Source organism: Winogradskyella sp. PG-2, from assembly GCF_000828715.1.
Classification (GTDB): domain Bacteria; phylum Bacteroidota; class Bacteroidia; order Flavobacteriales; family Flavobacteriaceae; genus Winogradskyella.
In genome coordinates this window covers 2,509,751-2,532,916 of the sequence record NZ_AP014583.1, presented here as the reverse complement: position 1 = coordinate 2,532,916, position 23,166 = coordinate 2,509,751, and the positions used below count along the sequence as shown (strand labels likewise).

The following is a 23,166-nucleotide window of genomic DNA, read 5'->3' as shown; positions in this document are numbered from 1 at the left end:
AATGATGGTAAATAAAAAAGAACAATTCATAAGAACTATAGATGAGCATAAAAAAATCATTTATAAAATTGTGAACTCTTATTGCCAAAACAAAGAGGATAGAAAAGATTTAGAACAAGAAATTATTATCCAGTTATGGAATTCATTTGATAATTATAATAGCGATTATAAATACTCTACTTGGATGTATAGAATTGCCCTAAACGTTGCGATCTCTTTTTATAGAAAAGAAAAAAATGGTCTATTAAAAATGACTTTTATCATGAAGAATCTATTTTTAAAATAGAAGAAGATACAAGTGAAGAGCAAACAGAATTAGATCATCACTTAAAGTTATTACAAGAATTCATTCATAATTTAAACGAGCTAAATAAAGCCTTAATGCTATTGTATTTAGAAGAGAAAAGTTATGAAGAAATTGCAGAGATACTAGGTATTACTAAAACGAATGTCGCCACAAAAATTAGTAGAATAAAATTAAAATTGAAAAAAGAATTTCAAATCATATAACATTATGGAAGCCGAAGAATTAAAAAGAATATTAGCAGCTTACGATACTAAACTAGATAAAAAATTAAGTTTAAATGTAGCCTCTTTAAAAAGTATCAATTTAGATAAATCAGAAAAGAGCACACAAAGTATTCTTAACTACAGAATTATTGAAATTGTAATTTTTTCTTTATTGGCAATTTTTATAGGGAATTACATTGCAATAAATTGGAGTCAAACCCATTTAGCAATTAGTGGAATTATTGTTGGTGTTTTTACATTAATTGCCTTATCAGGTAGTATCGGGCAAGTAGTTTTGTTACAACAAATTGACTTTGCAAAACCAATAGTTGATATTGGAAAAAAAATAGAACTGGTAAATACACACGGACTGTTATTTATAAAATTAATGTTTCTATCTACGCCAATATGGTGGTCTTATCTTGTTGTTGGAAGTGATTATTTATTCAACATTGATTTATATAATAATATGGATTCCGATTTTGTTTTAAAATATCTAATGGTTAATTCTTTATTAATTATTCCAATGATTTGGTTTTTAAATAAATTAAATTATAAAAATTTAAATGTTAAATGGGTAAGAAAAACTATAGGATTCTTTGTTGGAACAAAAACAATGAAAGCCTTAAATTTTTTAAAGGATATTGAGGAGTTTGAAAGATAAACATCATTTATTTTATCAAAGTAGAATCATCTTTTTTAAAGAAAAAACGAACAGCCAATACCGTGTATAATTCATTGCTACTACTCGACTACTTACTAAAATCTGTGAGGATAAGTTATACGGTTGGTATTTGTTAAATTAGTAGCTGAAACACGTAACGAAATCATACATAAACACGTTGGTATGTAATTGCCTGCGGCACGTAGAATCGCGTTTTCCAAACGCTGCCCTTCTACTAATTACATACCAACGCCCACTGTTTGTCGCACCTCGCTAATTTTATGTATATTTAGTCGAGTCTACGAGAACTCCGAACGATACTACACACAACAGCGTGTATAGCTAATCAGGCGCAACAATGGCTTTCCGTGAGGCGCGCCTCACTACGCCATACACAGTGGGCGTTGGCAATAATTAAACTCGATTGAGATAAATCATAAGAATGAATCGTGAAATAATAGATATAAATGATTACACAATCTTGTTGGAAGAGGCTTCTGCCGAAAATAATTTAATAGATTCATGTTTTTTTGACGAGCCAGTAATAGCTATCGCCTTTTATGGTGCAGGTGATGTTGGTCTTAATGTAAAATTTGATGGAAAAACCAAAGAATTCCATCACACTAAAGGTATGGTACTATCATTTTATGCAGATAATATGGTAGAATTTGAACATCATGTTTCCAAACTAAAATCGCTGCAATGTCTAGTAATCGCTACAACAATAAGAAACATAGACAAATTGCCTAATGGTGAAGGTCAATTCTTGGAACAATTTTTATACCAATTAATTCACCCAAAAGACCATTATGTTGAAGGTTCTGTATTTAATATGAGCCCAGAAATGTTTCAATTAGTTGAACAGTTCTTCAGCAATACTTACGAAGGTGAGATTAAAATGATGTTTTATAAAAGCCATATCACAGCTTTACTTTCTCATTATTTTGGACAATTGGCACAACAACAAAACACAAAACTAGATACTTCGCAAATAGAAAAAATCAATCTCGCTCAAGAAATTTTATTATCCGATTTAGAAAATCCACCTTCATTAACAGAATTGGCCAACAGAATTGGAACAAACACTAGTAAGCTTAAAATAGAATTTAAAGCACAATTTGGCGTTCCTGTTTTCAAATATTTACAAAACGAACGCTTAAAAAAAGCCTACAATTTAATTAAAAACGAACAGAAAACAATTCAAGAAGCCGCTTGGGCTGTAGGTTACGATAGTTTAGGTTCTTTCTCTAACGCTTTTGAAAAAAAATTTGGCTACAGACCTAGTCAAGTGTAAAATTCTTTTCGAATAAATCATAATTCTTTTGGAATAAGTCGCTGGAAAACAGCTGATATAGATTTGTATCATAATTTAAAAATTAAAGATTATGATCAGTAAAAATTTATTTAGCATTGTATGTGGTATACTCGTTTGGATTTTAGGCGTTGGCTTTTACCTCTTATCATTTTATGTCCCAATATTAGAAAATCCAGAACTACAATCTAATATCGCGTTGGCTTTAGGTATCATACCTAGCGCATGTATAGGAACATATCTGTTCTATACAAAAAGTTACATAAAACCATCTACATTGGGACTTACATTTATTATTGTAGCTACGCTTCTAGATGTAATAATCACAGTTCCAGTATTTATAATTCCAAATGGTGGAAGCTATTCAGAATTTTTTGGAGATCCAATGTTTTACACAATTGTAATTGAGTTTTATTTCATTGTATTCTATTTCGGAAATCATTTAACCAATAAAAAAATCAAAGCATGAAAACTATTATACTTTTTATAACGGTTTTATTGAACGCACTTTCCACAGGTTTTTTCTTCGCCTGGTCTGTTTCTGTCATATTGGGAACAAAAAAAGTAGGCCATTTGGAGTATTTAGAAACAATGCAAAACATTAATAGAGAAATCTTGAATCCATTGTTCTTCATTGTGTTCTTTGGAAGCTTAATCGCGTTGTCGACAACTACTTATTTACAGTTCAACAACAAAACCGTATTTGTGTTAGTGTTGGCATCAACAATCATTTTTTTAATTGGCACTTTTGGAGTTACTGCTTTTGGAAATGTTCCCTTAAACAATGAATTAGAAGCATTAAACATTACCAAGCTTAACTTAATAGAACTAAAGGATTTTAGAATCTATTATGAAAGTGCATGGAATCATTACCATGGTATTAGAACCATTTCAAGTATGGTTTCATTCATACTATTACTAATATCAATATTTATTCAAAAAACATTTTAAAACAATTCATTATGAAAACAAACATTTTAGTAATCGGAGGAACTGGAAAAACTGGTCGCCGAGTAGTAGAGCAATTACAAAACAAAGGAATTGAGCCAAGAATTGGTTCAAGAAATTCATCACCAAGCTTTGATTGGGATAATAAAGAAACATGAATAGAAACCTTAAGCAGCATCGAAAAAATGTATGTTACGTATTATCCTGATCTTGCTGTTTCAGGCGCCAAAGAAGCTATAGAGAGTTTAACTTATTTAGCAAAAGAATTAGGTGTTAAAAAAATGGTGCTGCTCTCTGGAAAAGGTGAAACTGAAGCTGAAGCTTGTGAAAAAATTGTGATGAATTCTGGTATGGATTATACAATAGTTAGAGCATCTTGGTTTAATCAGAATTGGAGCGAAAGTTTCTTTTTGGATCCTATATTATCTGGAGAAGTGGCGTTACCAATGTCTGATGTTTTAATTCCATTTGTAGATGCCAATGATATTGCAGAAGTAACTGCAACTGTTTTGCTTGATGACACTTATAACGTAGAAATTATTGAGGTAACAGGTCCAGAATTAATCACCTACAAGGATATTATCAATATAATTTCAAAAACTAGTAACAGAAAATTAAACTTCTATGACATCACATTAGAACAGTATATTGATGGTATGAAGCAAATGCAAATACCAAATGATGTAGTATGGTTAATTGAGTATTTATTTAGTCATGTTTTAACCAATCCAAAAAATCAACTAGTAGTTAATGATATTGAACGAGTTCTAGGCAGAAAAGCAAAAACATTTCTAGAGTATGCACAAGAAACTGCTAAAACTGGAATTTGGAGTCAAGTTGAAGTACAATAACTATTGCCAACAACGTTTATAAGTAATAGCGATTTGAATCTTAATTCAAGTCGCTATTCTTTTTTTATTTTGTACTTTACTTTCCGAAAAGTATGGCATATAAGCTCGCTACTACTCATACACGAACACGTTGGTATATAATTGCCTACGGCACGTAGAATCGCGTTTTCCAAACGCTGCCCTTCTACTAATTACATACCAACGCCCACTGTTTGTCGCACCTCGCCAATTTTATGTATATTTAGTCGAGTCTACGAGAACTCCGAACGATACTACACACAACAGCGTGTATAGCTAATCAGGCGCAACAATGGCTTTCCGTGAGGCGCGCCTCACTACGCCATACACAGTGGGCGTTGTACAGCATTTAAGAATTATCCTCGAATTAAAATTCAATACACATTTTGTAACCTAATTGTGTCATTTAGCGTCAAACGAGCTAATAACATTTAAGACGTACAAAATGCAAAAAGTAAATTATTCAAAGTCCTTATTATTCTTAGTTATATTATTATTTCTTACCTCGAAATCTATAGTTATTGCACAAAATTTTGAATCTAAAATTGATAGTTTATTACAAGAAAAATACCAACCCGATGCACCAGGAGCAACATTCTTGATTTCTAAAAATGGTAATATCGTTTATAAAAAGGCTTTTGGTCTTTCAAATCTTGAATTAAATCTTTCAATGCATACTGAAAATGTTTTCGAAATAGCTTCTATGACAAAACAATTTACAGCTGTATCTATTTTAATGCTTGTAGAAAAAGGGAAAATGAATTTGGATGATGAAATTACTAAGTTCATTCCAGACTATCCTACAAACGGTCATAAAATAACTGTTCATCACTTATTAACACATACATCTGGAATTAAAGATTTTACCAGAGTTAAGGGGTTAAATGCAATTTCGACAAAAGATTTAGCACCTTTAGAGTTAATAGACTTTTTTAAAAGCGAGCCTATAGATTTTGTTCCTGGAGAAAAATTTAAATATTGTAATTCTGGATATGTAATATTAGGGTACATAATTGAAAAAGTAACTGAACAGAGCTATGGTAATTTTGTCGAAGAACAAATTTTTAAAGAACTGGGAATGACATCTTCACAATATGCAAGTCGCAAAGAAATTATTAAAAACAGAGCTTCTGGTTACCATAATAAAGATGGCTATATAAATAGTAGACAAGTTAGTTATACTATACCTTATGCTTCAGGCTCATTGATGTCTACTGTAAATGACATGTTTATGTGGCAAGAAGCTATAAAAAACAACCTTTTAATTAGTAAAGAAACGACTGAAAAATTATTTACAAATTATAGATTGAATAATGGAGATTATATTAACTATGGATATGGATGGCATCTTAAAGTAAGAAATGGAATTTCTACAAGAGAACATGGTGGTCACTTTTTTGGATTCAAATCAATGGGTCTATATCTTCCTGACTATGATATTTATGTTGTTGGATTAAATAATTGCGATTGCAATTCACCAACAAAAATAACTAGAGAAATAGCTGAATTAGCGTCCAAGTCATTAGATTAAAACGCAGTACAACAACGTGTATAATTCATTGCTAGATATAGCCTACTTACGAAAATCCTCGCGGATTTTCTATTCAGTTTGTATTTACTAATTTAGTTGCTTAAAAACGCAACGAAATTATACACGAACACGTTGGTATGTAATTGCCTGCGGCACGTAGAATCGCGTTTTCCAAACGCTGCCCTTCTACTAATTACATACCAACGCCCACTGTTTGTAGCACCTCGCCAATTTTATGTATATTTAGTCGAGTCTACGAGAACTCCGAACGATACTACACACAACAGCGTGTATAGCTAATCAGGCGCAACAATGGCTTTCCGTGAGGCGCGCCTCACTACGACATACACAGTGGGCGTTGCCTGCAACTTGAATAATATGAATCTGCACTTTTAACTTTAAATGCAAAATATCAAAATTACAAGTGTAATTGTAAAAATTTATTATTGATAATCAATCTGTTATGTTGAATTATAAATCTGTCTTAACCCGATATTGATAAGGATTTCGTCCTGGAGTACTTTTCTCCAACTCCGGCAAACGTTCAAACATTCCTGTAGCTATCATTTTTTTTTGAAAACGACTACGTTCAATATTTTCTTCTAAAATTACTTGATGTAATTTGTAAAGTTCGGGCATAGTGAATTTTTTTGGTAGTAAGTTATATGTCATTTGTTCTTGACGAATATCTTCCTTTAAGCGTTCTCTGGCCTTGTTTACAATAGATTTATGGTCCATCCACATTTTAGGCAATTCATCAAAATCAAACCATGCAAAAGCTTCATCAAAATGACTCACACTCGGATGTGTTTTATCAATATCTACAAGAGCGTAATACGATAAAGACACAAATCTATTATTAAACCAATAATCTTCTCGCCATTCAATTTTCATTTTTTCCAAAAACTCTTTCATCACCTTTTTAAACTGACGGTTTTTATCGCCAAAGACAGCTAAAAACTTTAAATAAGAATTTTCAAGTCCTGTTCGTTGCTTTAAAATGTTTTCGGCAGCTTCATCAACAGATTGATCCAATCTAACGTAACCACCAGGAAGGAGCCATTTTTCGCCAATTTTTAATAAAAGACATTTCAAGGCGTCATCCTTATAGCCAATTATTACCATATCAATTGATAAGTTTGGTAAAAAAGAATTGTTTCCTTGTTCTAATATTTCTTTAACATCCATATCACAAATATAAATAATATTTGTGTCACATTGCCACAATTAAAAAAATTATTATATTTGTGTCGTATTGGCACAATTAAAAGTATAAATAATGAAAAAGGTTCTTAAGAGCTCATTAAAAGTAGTAGGTATTATCATTTTATTAGTAGTTATCCTTGGACTTGGAGGATGGTGGTTCATCAATTCAGCCTTCCTTTCTTTTGAAACAGATTATGCCGAAAATATCGACATAAAGGAATTGACCATTGATGGGTACACATTTTTTGATAGAAACGGCAATGGCAAAATAGACATTTACGAAGACGATAGAAAAACTACCGATGAACGAGTAGAGAATTTATTGAATCAAATGACTTTAGAAGAAAAAATTCATATTCTTAAAGGATCAGGAATGGGCTCTGCTATGGGTATGGGCAAGACCGCTGTTCCTGGTGCAGTTGGTACAATTGTACCAACACTTCGTTTGGGCCTTCCAACAATTTACTTGTCCGATGGTCCTGCAGGTTTAAGAATTGCACCCGATAGAGATGGTGAAAATCGCACATATTACTGTACAGCTTTTCCTATTGGAACCTTATTATCTTCTACTTGGAATACGAACTTGGTAACCGAAGTAGGAACTGCAATGGGAAACGAAGCCAAAGAATATGGCATTGATGTTATTTTGGGACCTGGTGCAAACATTCATCGTCATCCGCTATGTGGACGTAATTTTGAATACTATTCTGAAGATCCTGTTCTGACAGGTTATATTGGAGCTGCTATGGTAAATGGTATTGAATCTGAAGGTATAGGAACCTCAGTAAAGCACTTTGTGGCAAATAATCAAGAAACTGATCGTAATTCCAATGATGCTATTGTTTCGGATAGAGCAATGCGTGAAATTTACCTTAAAGGATTTGAAATCATTGCAAAAAAGTCACAACCATGGACAATAATGTCATCATACAACAAAGTCAATGGAATCTACGTTCCTGAAAGAAAAGATTTATTAACGGACATACTTCGAGATGATTGGAAATATCAAGGCTTGGTAATGACTGACTGGTTTGGTGGTAATAATGCACCTACAATGATAAAGGCAGGAAACGACCTCCTAGAACCTGGCACCAATAAGCAATGGAAAGCACTTAAAAAAGCTGCTGCAAATGGTACACTTACCGAGGAAGAAATCAATACTTCGGCACGACGTATTTTAAGATTAATCCTTCAATCGAAAAAAATGCAGAACTATCAATACAGCAATAATCCCGAACTTGATGTTCACGCAAAAATTGCACGTACATCAGCAGCAGAAGGAATGGTATTGTTAAAAAATGAGCAAACATTACCAATACAAAAAAATAAAAATGTCGCGTTAATGGGTGTAACTTCATTTGAATTCATCGCTGGTGGAACTGGCTCTGGAGATGTCAATGAGGCATACACTATTTCATTAGAAGAAGGTCTGAAAAATGCAGGTTTTGAAATTAATGAAAAAGCAAAAAAAGCATTTGAAATACATAAAGCCAGTAACGAAAAAGAATTCATAAAACCGGAAGGTTATAGCGCATTGACTACCCAATATTTTCCGCCTAGAATGAATTACGCAAATGATGAATTGAAAGAAATCGTATCGAGTTCAGATATAGGAATTATTACAATTGGTAGAAATAGCGGTGAAGGTGGTGATAGAGTAGAAAAAGATGACTTTTTATTGTCTAAAATAGAGCAAAATATGATTGCCAAGGTATGTAAGGCCTTTCATGCAAAAGGTAAAAAAGTTGTGGTTGTCATGAATATTGGAGGTGTTATTGAGACGGATTCGTGGAAAGAGCATCCAGATGCCATTTTATTGGCTTGGCAAGGTGGTCAAGAAGGTGGAAATTCAGTAGCAGATATTCTCAGCGGTAAGACCAATCCAAGTGGAAAACTACCAATGACATTCCCTATAAATTTAAATGACCACGCCTCTAATGCTAACTTTCCTTTAGAAGGAGGTAAGCTAGATGTTATAAATCTTATTTTTGGTAGTCGTGATGAAAAACCAGAGAACGAAAAGATTAAAAACAAAGACTACACCAATTACGAGGAAGGAATTTATGTAGGCTATCGTCATTTTGATAAAGAAAATATAGATGTGTCATATCCATTTGGATTTGGCCTATCCTACTCTACATTCGATTTAAGCAATTTGAATTTGACTTTGCAGAATGACATCATCGAAGTAACAGTTTCTGTAACAAATTCTGGTAGTATAGCAGGAAAAGAAGTCCTTCAAGTCTATACTTCAAAAACAGATACCAAGATAGATCGTCCTTTAAAAGAATTGAGAACTTTCACAAAAACGAAAAGCCTCAACCCAGAAGAAGCCGCCACTATTAGTTTTAAAATCCCTGTTTCGGAATTGAGTTATTGGTCAGAAGAAGCATCGCAATGGCGTTTGGAAAAGGGTTTATATTCTATACAAGTAGGAACTTCATCAAGGGATATTGCATTGTCCATGGATGTTGAAATAAATTAGAAAAATAATTGAAACATTAAAAAGTCAGGTTGATGAATAAGCAGCAGGCAAAAATGTTTATAAGTAATAGCGATTTGATTTTTAATTCAAATCGCTATTCTTTTTTATTTCGTTCATTTCTTTTTGAAAAGTAGTATATCTAAATTCGCTACTACTCATTCACGAATACGTTGGTATGTAATTGCCTACGGCACGTAGAATCGCGTTTTCCAAACGCTGCCCTTCTACTAATTACATACCAACGCCAACTGTTTGTCGCACCTCGCCAATTTTATGTATATTTAGTCGAGTCTACGAGAACTCCGAACGATACTACACACAACAGCGTGTATAGCTAATCAGGCGTAACAATGGCTTTCCGTGAGGCGCGCCTCACTACGACATACACAGTGGGCGTTAGGCACAATAAAAAGATAGCATCTTAAAGAAAGACTGAACAATGAAAAAATCAATTTTACTATTTCCCATTTTATTATCAATTCTAAGCAGTTGTAAAAAAGATGATAATAAAAATCTAGAGGAGTGTTACTCAAATACTAATGCACAAACTATAGTTCATGACGGTCTCAACAGAGAATATGTGTTGTATATACCAAACTCTTATGATGGAATATCTTCTGTTCCACTAATGCTGAATTTTCATGGGTTTGGTGGTAGTGCAAGTGATTATATGCAAGAAGCAGATATGCGCTCATTGGCAGAAGCTGACACTTTTATTTTAATCTATCCTCAAGGTAGTTGCTTAGATGGCTCTTCCCATTGGAATCCTTGCCCAACAGGTGGAGACAATAAAAGTACTGCTGATGATGTAGGATTTGTTGAATCTATGATTAGTGAGATTTCGTCTCAGTATAATGTAAATATGGAAAGAATTTATGCTGCGGGATACTCAAACGGGGGCATGATGGCATACGGGCTTGCGAATTATAAAAGTGATTTAATTGCTGCGGTGGCATCTGTTTCTGGAACAATGTTAAACTGTACAGAATCTAACATTCATCCTATGCCAGTAGTACATCTTCATGGAACCTCAGATGGTGTTGTTTCCTATAATGGGAGTACTGATTGGAATTCTGTACAAAGTACATTAGACCATTGGATTAACTTAAATAATACAGTTTTAACCCCAACCGTAACAAGTGATAATAATATTGAACGTTATGTCTATGACCAAGGAGATAGCTCAGTTTCTGTTGAGCATTATAAATTTATAGGAGGAGAACATGTTTGGTTTAGCGCAACTTTTCAAGGTCAGAATACATCTGAATTGGTTTGGAATTTTGTATCCAGATATGATATTAATGGATTGAGATAAGGAATAAAAGTGCATAACAATGCATATAAAAAATAGGCAAAACAGTAGTAAATTCAAGGCTATTGCCTCGTATCAAACTAAGTGCTTAACCGAAAGTTTCGTGCTTCGTAATCGACTGATTTTCATACACTAACCGTTGATATGTAATTGCCTACGGCACGTAGAATCGCGTTTTCCAAACGCTGCCCTTCTACTAATTACATACCAACGCCCACTGTTTGTCGCACCTCGCCAATTTTATGTATATTTAGTCGAGTCTACGAGAACTCCGAACGATACTACACACAACAGCGGGTATAGCTAATCAGGCGCAACAATGGCTTTCCGTGAGGCGCGCCTCACTGCGCCATACACAGTGGGCGTTACCTGCAAGCTGAACAAACCTATGAACTTCGATTTAGAAGATAAACTTAACGAATATATAAAGCGGAATGATTTGGATTCTGAAATACAAATAGCGGAATCGGAATTGAGCAAGATTCCTCAAACGGAATTTCATCAACTTATTGGAATGAATCTTCTGCATTTGGAATGGGAATTGAGTGAATTTATTTCCAAATTCTATTCAAGTGTAAAATTGAAATACACTTTTAGTTTTACAAAAAAACTCAAAGCCTTTTACTGCGAAATGAACGGGTTTACTATAAATTATGACAGATGGTTTATAGACCTATTTTCATTTAGCGAAATCGGACAAGAAGATTACGAATGGTTAGCGGATTTTGAGCATAGCGCGAATAAAGATTTGACAATAACAGGATTTGAAAACCTTCAAAAAGTTTACGAAGATGTTTATAAAAATCAAAAATTCGACATTCCTGAAATTGAGCAAGCTTATGAAGTTGCGTAATTATTAGTCATTTTACGTTTGCAACAGCTTTTTAGGAAAACATATAAAAGCGCTAAAGTAAGCGGAAAGAAATGGAGTGATTATCCAATGTTCGTGACTGCTCACGATTATGAAATGATTTATAAAATAAATTGAATTGGAAAAAAGCCAACGATAAATGACTAGCGAGAAAGTAAAATATGGATTAGAAAACCGAGAACTTAAATTGAGCTTTTGGGAAAAGGTTCAGCATTATGGAATTGTAGGCTTTTGTTTTATAATACCTGCTACATTAACCTTTATGTATCTGAAAGATTATTTTGAGAACTCACATAAACCCATAAAATCAGGAGAAATTTGGTTTTTAATTATACCAGCATTATTAGGAATTATATTTTTCTACTTGCAAAAAAGCAGATTGAAATTTAAAGAAGTAAATACCAATCTCAACAAATCGCAATTAAAAAAAATCATAGATAAAGTTGCAGAAGAATTGGAATGGTATATATATAAATCAAATTCAAAAGTAATTCTTGCAAAAACACATCCAGGGTTTTTATCTGGTAGTTGGGGAGAACAGATTACAATATTATTTGACAACAAAAAAGTACTAATAAATAGCGTATGCGACCTTGATAAAAAAAGTTCATTAGTTTCAATGGGCAGGAATGGGCAGAATGAAAACAAATTGATTGAAGAAATAAAAAAAGCCAGCAGGTAACACAGTGTATAATTAATTGCTCATTCTGTATGTGCTCGATTTCTTTTACCAACTTAGTTTCTGCCTTTCAACTAACTATGACGAACAAGTTCACTGTTTCCTTAAAACACACAAAAAAACTATTGCAATTAACAATGTGGTTGATGCTTTAATATCTATATTTTCTTAAAAACCTTCAATATTAAATCCTTTAGACTTTTGTAGTCGTTTTAATAGTCTTTGATAAAGGTCTTGTAGGTTTAATTTTATAGAGCTTTTTTTTATTATTGCTATATCAGAAGAATAAATCACAAGTTAGATGCGTGCATTCAAAAATGCCATATTGTGTTTTGGTTATATTCTCATAGCTCTATATTATAGTTGTGAAAACGAACCTTATGATGGTCCATTAACTTTTGACACTCAATTATCTTGTTCTGACACCAGTGATTTAGTAGATACAGCACTTAATAATTTTTTAGACTCAGATTCAAGTAATTTTGCTGACAATTGTTTAGCATATAAAGCAGCATTAGAGGAACAATTATTAGTTTGTCCAGAGTCATTTGATGAAATTTCTGAACTGATTAATGATTTGAATAATTGTGAGTTCAGTTCATTTTTTCAAGTTGATTTTGATAATGACACCTACCTTTCCCTTTCTGCAGAAGCTCATATTGGTAATGGCAAACTCACAATTACTGGTAGACGAGATAATGAAGATTTTCAGATTATATTGCACCAAACCACAGAAGGAACATACCAATTAGGTACAGAAGGTTTCGGAGGTAATATTAATACGGCAAGCTACTTTCCTGATGTCACTTCAAATGAAAGCTGGGTATCGGTAAGTGATGGAAATGAAATTATGGGAGAAGTTACTGTTTCGTACATAAACTACTCTGATTTAAGAATTTCTGGCACGTTCAATTTTACAGGTACAAATAACAATGAAACTAAGGCTTTTACAAATGGTATTTTTATAAATATTCCTTTAACGAAAGACGATGAATTTTTTGCTTTGTATGATGGTGAAGAGTATATCGACTCTTCTATTCTAGGTATTCTTATTGAAAATGAAATGACCCTTGTAATCATAATATTTAGTGAAATTGATAGTATTAATATGGATTTTAATATAGATGTAAATACACCACCAGGTTTTTATAATCTTAGGCTTATATCAGAATTACCAAGAGCTGGTTTTAGTGGTAATGACGATTTTTATTATTACGGTAATGGAACCTTAACTATCACAGCACATTATGTAGATGCAAAATTTATTTTGGGAACTTTTGAATTTATTGCAGAATTAGAAAATGCAACACCAGAATCGTATACTATAACTGAAGGTCGCTTTTGTATTAATTATGGATTATAACGATTATAAATAAATTAGATGCGTGCGTTCAATAATTCCATATTGTATTTTGGTTATATCCTCATCGCTCTATGTTATAGTTGTGAAAACGAGCCTTATGATGGTCCTTTAACTTTTGACACTCAATTATCTTGTTCTGATGCCAGTGATTTAGTAGATACAGCTCTTAATAATTTTTTAGATTCAGATTCAAGTAATTTTACAGACAATTGTTTGGCATATAAAGTAGCATTAGAGGAACAATTATTAGTTTGCCCAGAGTCATCTGATGAAATTTCAGAACTGATTAATGATCTAAATAATTATGAGTTTAGTTCATTTTTTCAAGTTGATTTTGATAATGACACTTACTTTTCACTTTCTGCAGAAGCTCATATTGGTAATGGTCAACTCACAATTACTGGCAGAAGAGATAATGAAGATTTTCAGATTATATTACACCAAACCACAGAAGGGACATACCAATTAGGCTTGGTTGATTCAGGAGGTGACATTAATACGGTAAGTTACTTTCCTGATGTCACTTCAAATGAAAGTTGGGTATCGTTAAATGATGGTAATGAAATTATGGGAGAAGTTACTGTTTCGGAAATAAACTACTCTAATTTAAGTATTTCTGGCACATTTAGTTTTACAGGTATAAATAATAATGAAACCAAGGCTTTTACAAATGGTATTTTTATAAATATTCCTTTAACAAAAGACAACGAATTTTTTGTTTTAGTAGATGGAGTAGAATTTGAAGAAACTCAGTTTATTCCATATGTTAATGAACAAGCTGAATAGTTTGGTTTTATATTTCTAAGTGAAGGTGCCAGTGCAGATATGGATTTTACTTTCCATTTTAATACTACACCTGGCTTTTATACATTTAGACCTACACCAAAGTTACCAAGAGCTGGTTATACATCTAACCCAGATTACTACTATCATGCTCAAGGAAGTGTAACTATAACATCACATAATAGCAATGAAGGCTTCGTTATGGGAACTTTTGAATTGATAGCTGAGTTTGATGGTGCTACACCAGAATCATATATTATTACTGAGGGGCGTTTTTGTCTTAATTATTTTTAGTGATAATTAATTTAAATAACTAACTATCCTTACGTAAATTTACACATGATTCTCTGACTTCTAGGTTAAATATTGCCACCATAAATTAATAAGGGTTCTATTCTACTACAGATGTAAGGAAATGACAAATATCACGACTATATTTATATCTTTATAAAAGCATATTATTAACTAGAAAAGAAAGGACAAAAACAGTATGCTAACTTGGAAAGACGTTATCAATTTTTCTGGAAAAGGAAATCCAACACCAGATAGACGCGTTGAAAAAACAGAAGCAGAATGGAGAACTCAATTAACTCCAGAACAATTCAGAATTGCAAGACAAAAAGGCACAGAACGTCCACACAGTGGAGCACTTTGTAGTATCTATGATGAAGGTAAATACAACTGTGTATGTTGTGATACTCCTTTGTTTGATTCTACCATTAAGTTTAGCTCGGGTACTGGTTGGCCAAGTTTTACACAGCCAATAAAAGAAAACGCAATTAAGTACGAAAGAGATACAACATTTGGTATGGTACGCGTCGAAGTAATGTGTAATACTTGTGATGCCCATTTAGGGCATATTTTCCCAGATGGTCCAGAACCAAGTGGGCTTCGCTATTGTATTAATTCAGAATCCATGACTTTAGATAAGGAGATAGCCTAATGACAGCTAAAAATTTACAAATCGCCACAGTTGGTGGAGGCTGCTTTTGGTGTACAGAAGCAGTATTTCAAGAAGTAAAAGGAGTAGAAAAAGTAATCTCAGGTTACTCTGGTGGTAATGTACCTGGAAAACCAACCTACAGAGAAATTTGTTCTGGCTTAACTGGTCATGCAGAGGTTATACAAGTTACTTTTAATGCTAACGTGATTACTTACGAGGATATCCTAGTCATTTTTATGACCACTCACGATCCTACAACCCTTAATCAACAAGGTGCAGATCGTGGTACTCAATATCGCTCAGTAATTTATTATCATGATTACAAACAAAAGGAAATCGCTGAAATTATAATTAAGGAGTTGTCTTCATATTATGAAGACCAGATAGTAACTGAAGTTTCAGAGGCTGTTACTTTTTATGAAGCTGAAAAAGAGCATCAAGACTTTTATAAAAATAACCCTGATTATGGATATTGCGGATTTGTTATTGACCCAAAATTGGCAAAGCTTAGAAAACTACATTCAGATAAGTTAAAGGGTGCCAAATAATGACAAAAGAAATTAAACTTTATGGCACCGAAAGGTGCCATAAATCTCAATATTATAAAACCTTTTTAGATCATCAAGGTTTAGAATATAAATTCTTAGATGTAGAAATAAATTCTAATTATGCTGAAGAATTAAGAAGTTTATATGAAAATAGAAGGTTAAATTTCCCTACAGTTACGATTGGAAAAAAGAAGCTAAGAAATCCTTCTGATAATGAATTACTAAAATGGTTAAAAAAACTAAGATAGGATTGGGTATGGCTGCTTTAGGTCGACCAGATTACATCAATATTAGGTCAAATACTATTGATAAATCTATTGGTGCATTTAAAAAAGAAGCTTTTAAGGTTTTAGATGAAAGTTATCTACTAGGTATTAGAGATTTTGATGTAGCTCCATCCTATGGTTTAGGCGAACAATTTTTATTAGAATGGAATGACTCTAGAGGTTATAATGATGTTAGATTGTCTACAAAATTTGGTTATACCTATGTAGCCAATTGGGAAATCGGATTTGAAGGTAAGCATGAGATTAAAGAGCATTCTCTAACTAAACTGAATGAACAATGGGAAGCTTCGAAAGCCTTGTTACCAAATTTAAAAATCTATCAAATCCATTCTGCAACATTAGACAGTGGTGTCTTAACTAATCATAAAGTCTTATCTAGATTAAATGAATTAAAACAAGAATATGGCTTAAAAATAGGGATTAGCTCTAGCGGAACGGAACAAGTTAAAATTATTGAAGAAGCAAGTAAAGTTGCTTATAATGATGAAGATTTATTTGATAGCTATCAAGTTACCTTCAATATTTTTGAGCAGTCTTGTTATTGTATTTTAAAGCACTTATTAACTAAAAATAAAACGATTATTATCAAAGAAGCATTAGCAAATGGACGAGTATTTAAAAATAGTCAATTTAATAATTATCAAATTATTTATAATTACTTAGACTCTTTATCAGCAAAATACAAGGTTGGTATCGATGCTATTGCTTTACGCTTTGTTATGGATAATTTAGAACCAACACTTCTACTTAGTGGAGCTTCAAATACCAATCATTTAAAACAAAACTTAAAAGCATTGAATTTTAAATTAAATGCAGTTGAAATTTCCAAATTGAAATCATTAGTAGTTACATCAGAATTCTATTGGCAAGAAAGAAGTAACTTAGTGTGGAATTAATACTCATTATGATACGATTATATATAATTGGCTTAACCATTTTAATCATTGCGATTATAGCAAATGTCTGTGTAATGAAATTAGAAGTCAAATCTTGGTATGATTTTATAAACTTACTCACCGCGAATTGCACCTCAGCTTTCATCAAATTATCAGTAGTAGATTATATATGGCTATTTCTTGGCTATCCGTTAGTTTTAGGCTTTGGTTATTGGATTGGAGATAAGACTCATCAATTATTTTTTAATTGAGATTAATAAATACAACTATTTAATAATTATACAATATCCTAAATATTATGAAATACATTTCATTAAAGCGACTAAAACTAATTGTTATTGTTACTATATTGATATTTCAAAGTTGCAAAAAAGATATTCCAGATAATTGGTATTGGGAAACGATTGACACAGAAAATCAACCAACTGCTCGTCATGAAGCTGGTCTTGTTGCTTATAAAGACAAGTTGTATTGAATGGGAGGTCGTCGAATAAATCCTACGTCTGTATATAATTCTGATACGAATAGATGGTCTGAAAAATTACCTACACCTATAGAATTGCATCATTTTCAGCCAATAGTTTTTGACGATGCTATATACATAGTAGGTGCTATGACAGGAGAATGGCCAAACGAAAAACCTGTAGACAATGTAATAATTTATTATCTCGAACGTGATGAATATGTATTTAGTCATCAAATCCCAAAGCATCGTCAAAGAGGTGATGCTGGTGTTGCTACTTATAATAACAAAATCTATATCGTTGGCGGAATAACTAAAGGACATATGAATGGTTACAAACCTTGGTTCGATGAATACAATCCTAAAACTGGAGAATGGAAAGCTCTTGAGGATGCACCTAATGCTCGTGACCATTTTCAGGCAGTGGTTGCGGATAACAAACTTTATGCTTTTGCAGGACGTAGAACTTCAAAAAAACAAATGAGGATATGGCTCTAACAATAAGCCATGGAAATGTTTATAATTTTGAAGAACAAAGATGGGAAATGGTTAATAACAACCTAGAAATTCCTACTGAACGAGCTGGTAATTCCGCTTTTGTATGGAATAATGCTGTTAAAGTACAGCTCATAAAGTCGCTCATAATGAAGTAGAAGCTTTTAATACAGCTACAGGTTTATGGAGTAATTGGCCAGCTCTAAACCAAGGAAGACATGGTACTGGGTTTGCATTTATTAAAAACCATGTCTACACGGCATCTGGTTGCGGAAATAGAGGAGGCGAACCCGAATTAACTAGTTTAGAACGTCTAGAATTACCTAAAGGACATGTGAAGTCGGATAGCAAAACAATTGACGAGATACCAATATATAAATAATGGCATACAATTACACTACCATTCTCTGGACCAGAAACTTCTGAAACTGCTTCCGAAAACCCTTTTTTAAACTACAGATTAAATGTTGTTTTTAAACACGATGAAACAAAACAAATTATCCGTGGTTTTTATGCAACTGATGGAAATGCTGCAGAAACTAGTGCTAACTCAGGAAATATTTGGAAAGCTAGATTTACACCAAATAAAATAGGCAAATGGTCTTATAAGGCAACACTTTACAAAGGAGATAGTATTGCTTTGAGAAGTAATTTTAAAACTGGAAAAATCATTGATATTTCTAATACTAAAGGCAATTTTATTGTTTTAGAGTCCGATAAAGAGAATAATGATTTTAGAGCTCATGGTCGTTTAGAAGCATATAAAAGCTATTTTAAATTTCGTGATACAGACAACTATTGGCTAAAAGCAGGTGCAAATAGTCCCGAAAACCTTTTAGGCTATTTAGATTTTGATAACACTTATCGTATCAAAGCAGAAGAAAGAGATGGAGAAGCATCTGCCACAGAAAATATACACACCTATACTCCACATCTCAAAGATTGGAAAACGGGAAATCCTACATGGAAAGGTGGAAAAGGCAAATCTATTATTGGAGCTATGAATTATTTAGCTTCAAAAGGTATGAATACGTCCTACTTTTTAACTATGAATATTTTAGGAGACGGTAAAGATGTATGGCCATATCTAAATGCTGATGATTTTACACGTTTTGATGTAAGTAAGTTAGCTCAATGGGAAATTCTATTTCAACACATGCAATCGAAAGGTATTTTATTACACATGGTTCTTCAAGAAACTGAAAATGAAACTATGCTAGATAATGGAAATACTGGAGTACTCCGTCAATTATATATTAACGAGCTTATTGCACGTTTTAGTCATCATTTAGGATTGGTTTGGAATATTGGAGAAGAAAATGGACCTGCGTCTTGGACACCACTTGGTCAAAATGATTTACAACGAAAAGCGATGATAACATATATAAAACAGAATGACCCTTATAAACATCCTGTCTTATTACATACTCATTCTGAAGACCCTTTGAGATCTGATATTCTAAATGATATTTTAACTTTCAAAGATCTTGACGGACTATCATTGCAACAGGCAGAACGTGAAGAAGCAGCTACAATAGTAGAAACATGGAAAAACAATTCAAAAAAATCTGGTAACCAATGGTTAATTACTATGGATGAAATAGGTATGTGGCACACAGCTGCCTTAACAGATGCTCAAGATCCAAATCATAATACATTAAGACGTTATGCGCTCTGGGGAACATTAATGTCTGGCTCAGCTGGCGTAGAATGGTATTTTGGCGCAAAACACCCACATAATGATTTAACTTCTGAAGATTGGCGTCAAAGAGACCGCCTTTGGGAAATTACTAATTATGCAAAAGATTTTTTTAATTCACATTTACATTACTGGGAAATGCAACCTAGCCATAAACTTATAAATTCAGAAGATGCTTATTGCCTAAGTAAACCAAGTGAAATTTATGCTGTTTATGTACCGAAATTGAGAAAATACACTATCAATTTAGAAGGAATTAAAGGTAAATTCAGCGTGGAATAGTTTAATCCTCTTACTGGTGATAATTTGCAAAAAGGTTCTATAAAAACGATTAGAGGTGGAGCTATTAAAGCATTAGGGCATCCACCAAAGGAACTCAATAATTCACCTAATCAGGATTGGGTAGTATTAGTAAAGAGAATTGACTAAATAATTTTAAATATTCCCTCTGTAATAATCTAAAACCTTTACCCGTAATAAATATTCATATTTAGCATTAGTCAAATTCACTTTAGAGTTATCTAAATTATTTTTACTTGTAACATAGTTTAAGAAATTAGAGACACCACTATTAAATCGTATTTCATTAATTCTATACGATTCTTCATAAGCTTCAACTTGTTTCAATAAACTCAAATAGCGATTATAAACCGCTTCCATATCAAAATGTACTTGAGCAATTGCATTTTTTATATCTACATGCGTACGCTCTAATTCTAAAATAGATTCTTCTACTCTAATTTTTTCTAGAGCTACATTATTCTTAGCTCTAAAACCATTAAAAAGAGGAACATTAACAGCTACGCCAACTACAGTATTTAAATTATTATCTAATTGATCTTCATAACCAATTGTTTCAGCTTCAAAATTGGTTTGTTCTGTCATCACAGCTAAATCTTGACCTCCAACAGTTACAAAATCACCAGTCTCTACAATACTTGTTCCTGTTGAATTAAAAAGCTGTGCTGCACTAGAATAATTAGTGTTTACACCACCAAAAACAGATATTTCTGGTGTGAATTGAGATTTTGCTACACTTACCCCTTTTTCAGCTGCTTCTATACGCATTTCTCTTGCTTTAAATGTTGCTAAATTTTGAAGCGCTTCATTATAAACCTCATCTGCGGATAAGCTATACTTTTCAAAATCTAACAGTATGGATTCCGCATCAATATTTACATTATCAGAAAGGTTCATCAATCTTACAAGTGCTAATCTTGCATTATTTAAATTGGATTTAGAATTTAGAACACTTGTTTCATCGCTAGCAATTTGTCCTAAAATATCTGCATAATCCGCTGGATTTCCTGATTCATTTTCATAAAAATCTTTTTGAATCTTTAATTGCTTTTTTGTGGTTTCATAACGTTGGTTTGTTAAGTCTAGAACTGCTTTGCTATTTAAAACCTGTAAATAAGCTAAAGTGACATTTAACACTAAGTCTTGTTGAGCAGCTTCTTTTTCTAATTCTGAAGCTTTTCTATTTAAACGATTTTGTTTTGCAGAATTTAACAATCTAAATCCATTAAAAATGGTCATGTCCAAACTTAACCTCATATTCGAGAATGTTAATTCCTGATTTATAAAATCATTGGTAAATGGATCTATACTTCTTCCGTCATTAACACCTAGATTAAAACTTCCGTTGAGACTTGGCAACATATTTGCTTTGGATTGTTGATGATTCACTTTTGCAGAATTAGCTCTTAAATCTGCAGATTTTAAATCGAAATTATTCTCTAATGCAATAGATATACACTCTTCGAGCGAATAGCTTTTTTGATTTAAATCTTGAGTGTATCCCACTAAACCCATTAAAAGTATGAGTGTAAAAACAATGTATTTATATATCATGATTTCTTTTTTATTATGAGACTATCTTCCCATCTAATAAATTGATAATTCTAGAGCCATAAGAGGCGTTTTTTTCAGAGTGCGTGGCCTGAATAATCGTCACACCTTCTTTATTCAAGTGAGAAAACAGCCCCATAATTTCTGTACTCTGCTTCGAATTTAGATTCCCTGTTGGTTCATCCGCTAAAATCAACCTTGGTTTTCCGATTAGAGCTCTAGCAACACCAACTAATTGTTGTTGACCACCACTTAATTGAATTGGAAATAAATCCTTCTTACCTACAATATTAAATCGATCTAACATATCAGCAACTAGTGCTTTACGCTCAGACGATTTCACATTTTTATATAGCAAGGGTGTTTCAATATTTTCAAAAACGGTTAGCTCATCAATAAGATGATAAGCTTGAAATACAAATCCGATATATTCCTTATACAACTTAGATCTGCTTTTTTCTTTTATACTATGGACAGGTTCTCCTAAAAAGGTATAACCGCCTCCTGTAAAACTGTCTAGCATACCTATACAATTTAGTAATGTAGATTTACCAGAACCAGATGGTCCCATAAGGGATATAAATTCGCCTTCCTTAACTTGTAAATCGATATTATCTAGCAAAGTAACCTTGTTACTTCCTGAATTAACTGTTCTAGTTGCCTCGTTAAGACTTAATAATGTATTAGCCATTTATTTAATTTTTTTAGTCTATTCTATTAATTTGTGAATCACCAAAGCTTAAACCTTTGCTTACTTTAGCGTCACCTTTATAATAAAGCTCAGCTTCGCCATAAGCTGTAAATTTGATTCGCTCTGAAGATTTTACTCTAAATTCTGCCTCACCATAAGCTTTAAGTCTTGAAGTTTTATTATCTATGCCAACAAGGTTAATTTCACCTTCCCCATAAGCTGTAATTTTCTGATTTTCAGTAATGCCATTTTTTATAGTTAATTGACTTTCACCATAAACATCAACTTCAAATTCTTTGAAATTCACATCATTAAACGTCACTTGAGATTCACCATAAATCTTAAGTTTAAATTTCCCCACTTCAATTAAACTTTCACAAATCGTTCTTTGCTCACCTCTTAATGATAGGTTATCTATGCGTTTATAGGTCACTAGAATAGTTAATACTTTCCCTTTGTAAATTGGCACTTTCATTTTTACTCCATTCTTTACAATACTCTCATGTTTAGTGGTTTCTTTAGCATCATCTAAATAGACTCTAAGTGTTTCCCCATTCACTTCAATATTTACTTTATCATCTGTCAATGTATTTTTCAGAATTGTAACAGACTCTTCATCCCCTTGTACAAAAGTGGTTTCGATATGTGGACTTATAATAACCTTATTAAAAGATTCAACGACCCTCTTTGTTTGTGCTATTAGTATTTGACTTATAAAAATCAATGCAATTATTGTAATTTGTTTTAAATTTTTCATGAT

29 protein-coding genes and 1 pseudogene are annotated in these 23,166 nt (G+C 32.6%); 26 read left to right on the top strand and 4 right to left on the bottom strand.

Annotated features, from left to right (window positions below; translation table 11 throughout):
- The first annotated feature begins 1 nt into the window (after position 1).
- From WPG_RS18785 to WPG_RS11265, 9 genes are all read left to right on the top strand, one after another.
- Positions 2-286, top strand: coding sequence for an RNA polymerase sigma factor (locus WPG_RS18785; protein ID WP_262507848.1), 285 nt, complete (start codon positions 2-4; stop codon positions 284-286).
- Positions 244-510, top strand: a complete 267-nt coding sequence (locus WPG_RS18780; protein WP_316929992.1) for an RNA polymerase sigma factor — start codon at positions 244-246, stop codon at positions 508-510. Before WPG_RS18785 ends, WPG_RS18780 begins: the two co-directional genes overlap by 43 nt.
- Positions 511-514: 4 nt before the next feature.
- On the top strand, positions 515-1,174 hold the full coding sequence (locus WPG_RS11290; RefSeq protein ID WP_045472637.1) for a hypothetical protein: 660 nt from the start codon (positions 515-517) through the stop codon (positions 1,172-1,174).
- A gap of 442 nt (positions 1,175-1,616) precedes the next feature.
- Positions 1,617-2,468: a helix-turn-helix domain-containing protein gene (locus tag WPG_RS11285; RefSeq protein ID WP_045472634.1), complete on the top strand. Its 852-nt coding sequence runs from the start codon at positions 1,617-1,619 to the stop codon at positions 2,466-2,468.
- 91 nt (positions 2,469-2,559) lie between these two features.
- Positions 2,560-2,955: a DUF5367 family protein gene (locus WPG_RS11280; protein WP_045472631.1), complete on the top strand. Its 396-nt coding sequence runs from the start codon at positions 2,560-2,562 to the stop codon at positions 2,953-2,955.
- The gene (locus WPG_RS11275) at positions 2,952-3,437 is read left to right on the top strand and encodes a DUF1772 domain-containing protein (protein ID WP_045472628.1); all 486 of its coding nucleotides are present in this window, start codon (positions 2,952-2,954) and stop codon (positions 3,435-3,437) included. Before WPG_RS11280 ends, WPG_RS11275 begins: the two co-directional genes overlap by 4 nt.
- A gap of 11 nt (positions 3,438-3,448) precedes the next feature.
- Complete coding sequence (locus tag WPG_RS18895; protein ID WP_316929941.1) at positions 3,449-3,592, top strand: hypothetical protein; 144 nt, start codon at positions 3,449-3,451, stop codon at positions 3,590-3,592.
- A gap of 27 nt (positions 3,593-3,619) precedes the next feature.
- A complete protein-coding gene (locus WPG_RS11270; RefSeq protein ID WP_316929940.1) occupies positions 3,620-4,285 on the top strand; it encodes an NmrA family NAD(P)-binding protein in 666 nt (221 codons plus the stop codon).
- Positions 4,286-4,748: 463 nt separating this feature from the next.
- Entirely contained in the window at positions 4,749-5,834 is a 1,086-nt protein-coding gene (locus WPG_RS11265; RefSeq protein WP_045472625.1) for a serine hydrolase domain-containing protein, read from the top strand.
- 471 nt (positions 5,835-6,305) lie between these two features.
- Here WPG_RS11265 and WPG_RS11260 read toward each other — a convergent pair whose 3' ends face one another.
- Entirely contained in the window at positions 6,306-7,022 is a 717-nt protein-coding gene (locus WPG_RS11260; protein ID WP_045472622.1) for an NUDIX hydrolase, read from the bottom strand.
- A 91-nt stretch (positions 7,023-7,113) separates the two neighbouring features.
- On the opposite strand from WPG_RS11260, the gene WPG_RS11255 reads away from it, so the two are divergent.
- The 17 genes and pseudogenes from WPG_RS11255 to WPG_RS18775 all read left to right on the top strand — a co-directional run bounded on the left by WPG_RS11255 (position 7,114) and on the right by WPG_RS18775 (position 20,293).
- On the top strand, positions 7,114-9,525 hold the full coding sequence (locus WPG_RS11255; protein WP_052471243.1) for a beta-glucosidase: 2,412 nt from the start codon (positions 7,114-7,116) through the stop codon (positions 9,523-9,525).
- 439 nt (positions 9,526-9,964) lie between these two features.
- A complete protein-coding gene (locus tag WPG_RS11250) occupies positions 9,965-10,840 on the top strand; it encodes an alpha/beta hydrolase family esterase (RefSeq protein ID WP_045472619.1) in 876 nt (291 codons plus the stop codon).
- Between the two features lie 385 nt (positions 10,841-11,225).
- Positions 11,226-11,690, top strand: coding sequence for a hypothetical protein (locus WPG_RS11245; RefSeq protein WP_045472616.1), 465 nt, complete (start codon positions 11,226-11,228; stop codon positions 11,688-11,690).
- 157 nt (positions 11,691-11,847) lie between these two features.
- A complete protein-coding gene (locus WPG_RS11240) occupies positions 11,848-12,390 on the top strand; it encodes a hypothetical protein (protein WP_045472613.1) in 543 nt (180 codons plus the stop codon).
- Between the two features lie 298 nt (positions 12,391-12,688).
- A complete protein-coding gene (locus WPG_RS11235; RefSeq protein ID WP_045472610.1) occupies positions 12,689-13,750 on the top strand; it encodes a DUF6252 family protein in 1,062 nt (353 codons plus the stop codon).
- A gap of 18 nt (positions 13,751-13,768) precedes the next feature.
- Positions 13,769-14,536, top strand: coding sequence for a DUF6252 family protein (locus WPG_RS11230; protein WP_144374461.1), 768 nt, complete (start codon positions 13,769-13,771; stop codon positions 14,534-14,536).
- 39 nt (positions 14,537-14,575) lie between these two features.
- Positions 14,576-14,827 carry a hypothetical protein gene (locus tag WPG_RS11225; protein WP_045472604.1) on the top strand — a complete coding sequence of 84 codons (252 nt, stop codon included), beginning with the start codon at positions 14,576-14,578 and terminating at the stop codon, positions 14,825-14,827.
- Positions 14,828-15,023: 196 nt separating this feature from the next.
- Complete coding sequence (gene msrB / locus WPG_RS11220) at positions 15,024-15,476, top strand: peptide-methionine (R)-S-oxide reductase MsrB (protein WP_045472601.1); 453 nt, start codon at positions 15,024-15,026, stop codon at positions 15,474-15,476.
- The gene (gene msrA / locus WPG_RS11215; RefSeq protein ID WP_045472598.1) at positions 15,476-16,024 is read left to right on the top strand and encodes a peptide-methionine (S)-S-oxide reductase MsrA; all 549 of its coding nucleotides are present in this window, start codon (positions 15,476-15,478) and stop codon (positions 16,022-16,024) included. The genes msrB and msrA overlap by 1 nt, the downstream gene beginning before the upstream one ends.
- Positions 16,024-16,272, top strand: a complete 249-nt coding sequence (locus WPG_RS11210) for a glutaredoxin family protein (protein WP_045472595.1) — start codon at positions 16,024-16,026, stop codon at positions 16,270-16,272. The genes msrA and WPG_RS11210 overlap by 1 nt, the downstream gene beginning before the upstream one ends.
- The gene (locus WPG_RS11205; protein WP_045472592.1) at positions 16,251-17,207 is read left to right on the top strand and encodes an aldo/keto reductase; all 957 of its coding nucleotides are present in this window, start codon (positions 16,251-16,253) and stop codon (positions 17,205-17,207) included. Before WPG_RS11210 ends, WPG_RS11205 begins: the two co-directional genes overlap by 22 nt.
- A gap of 298 nt (positions 17,208-17,505) precedes the next feature.
- Positions 17,506-17,682, top strand: coding sequence for a hypothetical protein (locus WPG_RS18400; RefSeq protein WP_197539915.1), 177 nt, complete (start codon positions 17,506-17,508; stop codon positions 17,680-17,682).
- Positions 17,683-18,168, top strand: coding sequence for a Kelch repeat-containing protein (locus tag WPG_RS18395; RefSeq protein WP_197539914.1), 486 nt, complete (start codon positions 17,683-17,685; stop codon positions 18,166-18,168).
- Positions 18,159-18,323, top strand: coding sequence for a hypothetical protein (locus tag WPG_RS18390; protein ID WP_197539913.1), 165 nt, complete (start codon positions 18,159-18,161; stop codon positions 18,321-18,323). The genes WPG_RS18395 and WPG_RS18390 overlap by 10 nt, the downstream gene beginning before the upstream one ends.
- A 233-nt stretch (positions 18,324-18,556) precedes the next feature.
- Positions 18,557-18,769 (top strand): annotated as a pseudogene (locus tag WPG_RS18990) (DUF5060 domain-containing protein); the annotation flags it as partial.
- A 36-nt stretch (positions 18,770-18,805) separates the two neighbouring features.
- Positions 18,806-20,146 (top strand): hypothetical protein, encoded by a 1,341-nt coding sequence (locus WPG_RS11190; protein ID WP_052471242.1) that lies wholly within the window; start codon positions 18,806-18,808, stop codon positions 20,144-20,146.
- Positions 20,147-20,170: 24 nt separating this feature from the next.
- A complete protein-coding gene (locus tag WPG_RS18775; protein ID WP_262507847.1) occupies positions 20,171-20,293 on the top strand; it encodes a hypothetical protein in 123 nt (40 codons plus the stop codon).
- Between the two features lie 6 nt (positions 20,294-20,299).
- Here the strand turns inward: WPG_RS18775 and WPG_RS11185 are convergent, their stop codons facing one another.
- The 3 genes from WPG_RS11185 to WPG_RS11175 are packed head-to-tail and all read right to left on the bottom strand — an operon-like array spanning position 20,300 to position 23,163.
- Positions 20,300-21,718: a TolC family protein gene (locus tag WPG_RS11185; RefSeq protein WP_045472587.1), complete on the bottom strand. Its 1,419-nt coding sequence runs from the start codon at positions 21,716-21,718 to the stop codon at positions 20,300-20,302.
- A gap of 13 nt (positions 21,719-21,731) precedes the next feature.
- On the bottom strand, positions 21,732-22,406 hold the full coding sequence (locus WPG_RS11180) for an ABC transporter ATP-binding protein (protein WP_045472584.1): 675 nt from the start codon (positions 22,404-22,406) through the stop codon (positions 21,732-21,734).
- A 13-nt stretch (positions 22,407-22,419) separates the two neighbouring features.
- Positions 22,420-23,163 carry a GIN domain-containing protein gene (locus tag WPG_RS11175; protein WP_045472582.1) on the bottom strand — a complete coding sequence of 248 codons (744 nt, stop codon included), beginning with the start codon at positions 23,161-23,163 and terminating at the stop codon, positions 22,420-22,422.
- Between the last annotated feature and the right edge of the window lie 3 nt (positions 23,164-23,166).

Coding starts and splice junctions, on each gene's coding strand:
- WPG_RS18785 (WP_262507848.1), top strand. CDS start 2: ATGATGGTAAATAAAAAAGAACAATTCATAAGAACTATAGATGAGCAT.
- WPG_RS11255 (WP_052471243.1), top strand. CDS start 7,114: ATGAAAAAGGTTCTTAAGAGCTCATTAAAAGTAGTAGGTATTATCATT.
- WPG_RS11230 (WP_144374461.1), top strand. CDS start 13,769: ATGCGTGCGTTCAATAATTCCATATTGTATTTTGGTTATATCCTCATC.
- WPG_RS11205 (WP_045472592.1), top strand. CDS start 16,251: ATGGTTAAAAAAACTAAGATAGGATTGGGTATGGCTGCTTTAGGTCGA.
- WPG_RS11185 (WP_045472587.1), bottom strand. CDS start 21,718: ATGATATATAAATACATTGTTTTTACACTCATACTTTTAATGGGTTTA.
- WPG_RS18390 (WP_197539913.1), top strand. CDS start 18,159: ATGGCTCTAACAATAAGCCATGGAAATGTTTATAATTTTGAAGAACAA.
- WPG_RS11270 (WP_316929940.1), top strand. CDS start 3,620: ATGTATGTTACGTATTATCCTGATCTTGCTGTTTCAGGCGCCAAAGAA.
- WPG_RS11280 (WP_045472631.1), top strand. CDS start 2,560: ATGATCAGTAAAAATTTATTTAGCATTGTATGTGGTATACTCGTTTGG.
- WPG_RS11175 (WP_045472582.1), bottom strand. CDS start 23,163: ATGAAAAATTTAAAACAAATTACAATAATTGCATTGATTTTTATAAGT.
- WPG_RS11225 (WP_045472604.1), top strand. CDS start 14,576: ATGGATTTTACTTTCCATTTTAATACTACACCTGGCTTTTATACATTT.
- WPG_RS11285 (WP_045472634.1), top strand. CDS start 1,617: ATGAATCGTGAAATAATAGATATAAATGATTACACAATCTTGTTGGAA.
- WPG_RS11275 (WP_045472628.1), top strand. CDS start 2,952: ATGAAAACTATTATACTTTTTATAACGGTTTTATTGAACGCACTTTCC.
- WPG_RS18895 (WP_316929941.1), top strand. CDS start 3,449: ATGAAAACAAACATTTTAGTAATCGGAGGAACTGGAAAAACTGGTCGC.
- WPG_RS18395 (WP_197539914.1), top strand. CDS start 17,683: ATGGGAGGTCGTCGAATAAATCCTACGTCTGTATATAATTCTGATACG.
- WPG_RS11290 (WP_045472637.1), top strand. CDS start 515: ATGGAAGCCGAAGAATTAAAAAGAATATTAGCAGCTTACGATACTAAA.
- WPG_RS11265 (WP_045472625.1), top strand. CDS start 4,749: ATGCAAAAAGTAAATTATTCAAAGTCCTTATTATTCTTAGTTATATTA.
- WPG_RS11260 (WP_045472622.1), bottom strand. CDS start 7,022: ATGGATGTTAAAGAAATATTAGAACAAGGAAACAATTCTTTTTTACCA.
- msrB (WP_045472601.1), top strand. CDS start 15,024: ATGCTAACTTGGAAAGACGTTATCAATTTTTCTGGAAAAGGAAATCCA.
- WPG_RS11245 (WP_045472616.1), top strand. CDS start 11,226: ATGAACTTCGATTTAGAAGATAAACTTAACGAATATATAAAGCGGAAT.
- WPG_RS11210 (WP_045472595.1), top strand. CDS start 16,024: ATGACAAAAGAAATTAAACTTTATGGCACCGAAAGGTGCCATAAATCT.
- WPG_RS11240 (WP_045472613.1), top strand. CDS start 11,848: ATGACTAGCGAGAAAGTAAAATATGGATTAGAAAACCGAGAACTTAAA.
- msrA (WP_045472598.1), top strand. CDS start 15,476: ATGACAGCTAAAAATTTACAAATCGCCACAGTTGGTGGAGGCTGCTTT.
- WPG_RS11180 (WP_045472584.1), bottom strand. CDS start 22,406: ATGGCTAATACATTATTAAGTCTTAACGAGGCAACTAGAACAGTTAAT.
- WPG_RS18400 (WP_197539915.1), top strand. CDS start 17,506: ATGAAATACATTTCATTAAAGCGACTAAAACTAATTGTTATTGTTACT.
- WPG_RS11235 (WP_045472610.1), top strand. CDS start 12,689: ATGCGTGCATTCAAAAATGCCATATTGTGTTTTGGTTATATTCTCATA.
- WPG_RS11250 (WP_045472619.1), top strand. CDS start 9,965: ATGAAAAAATCAATTTTACTATTTCCCATTTTATTATCAATTCTAAGC.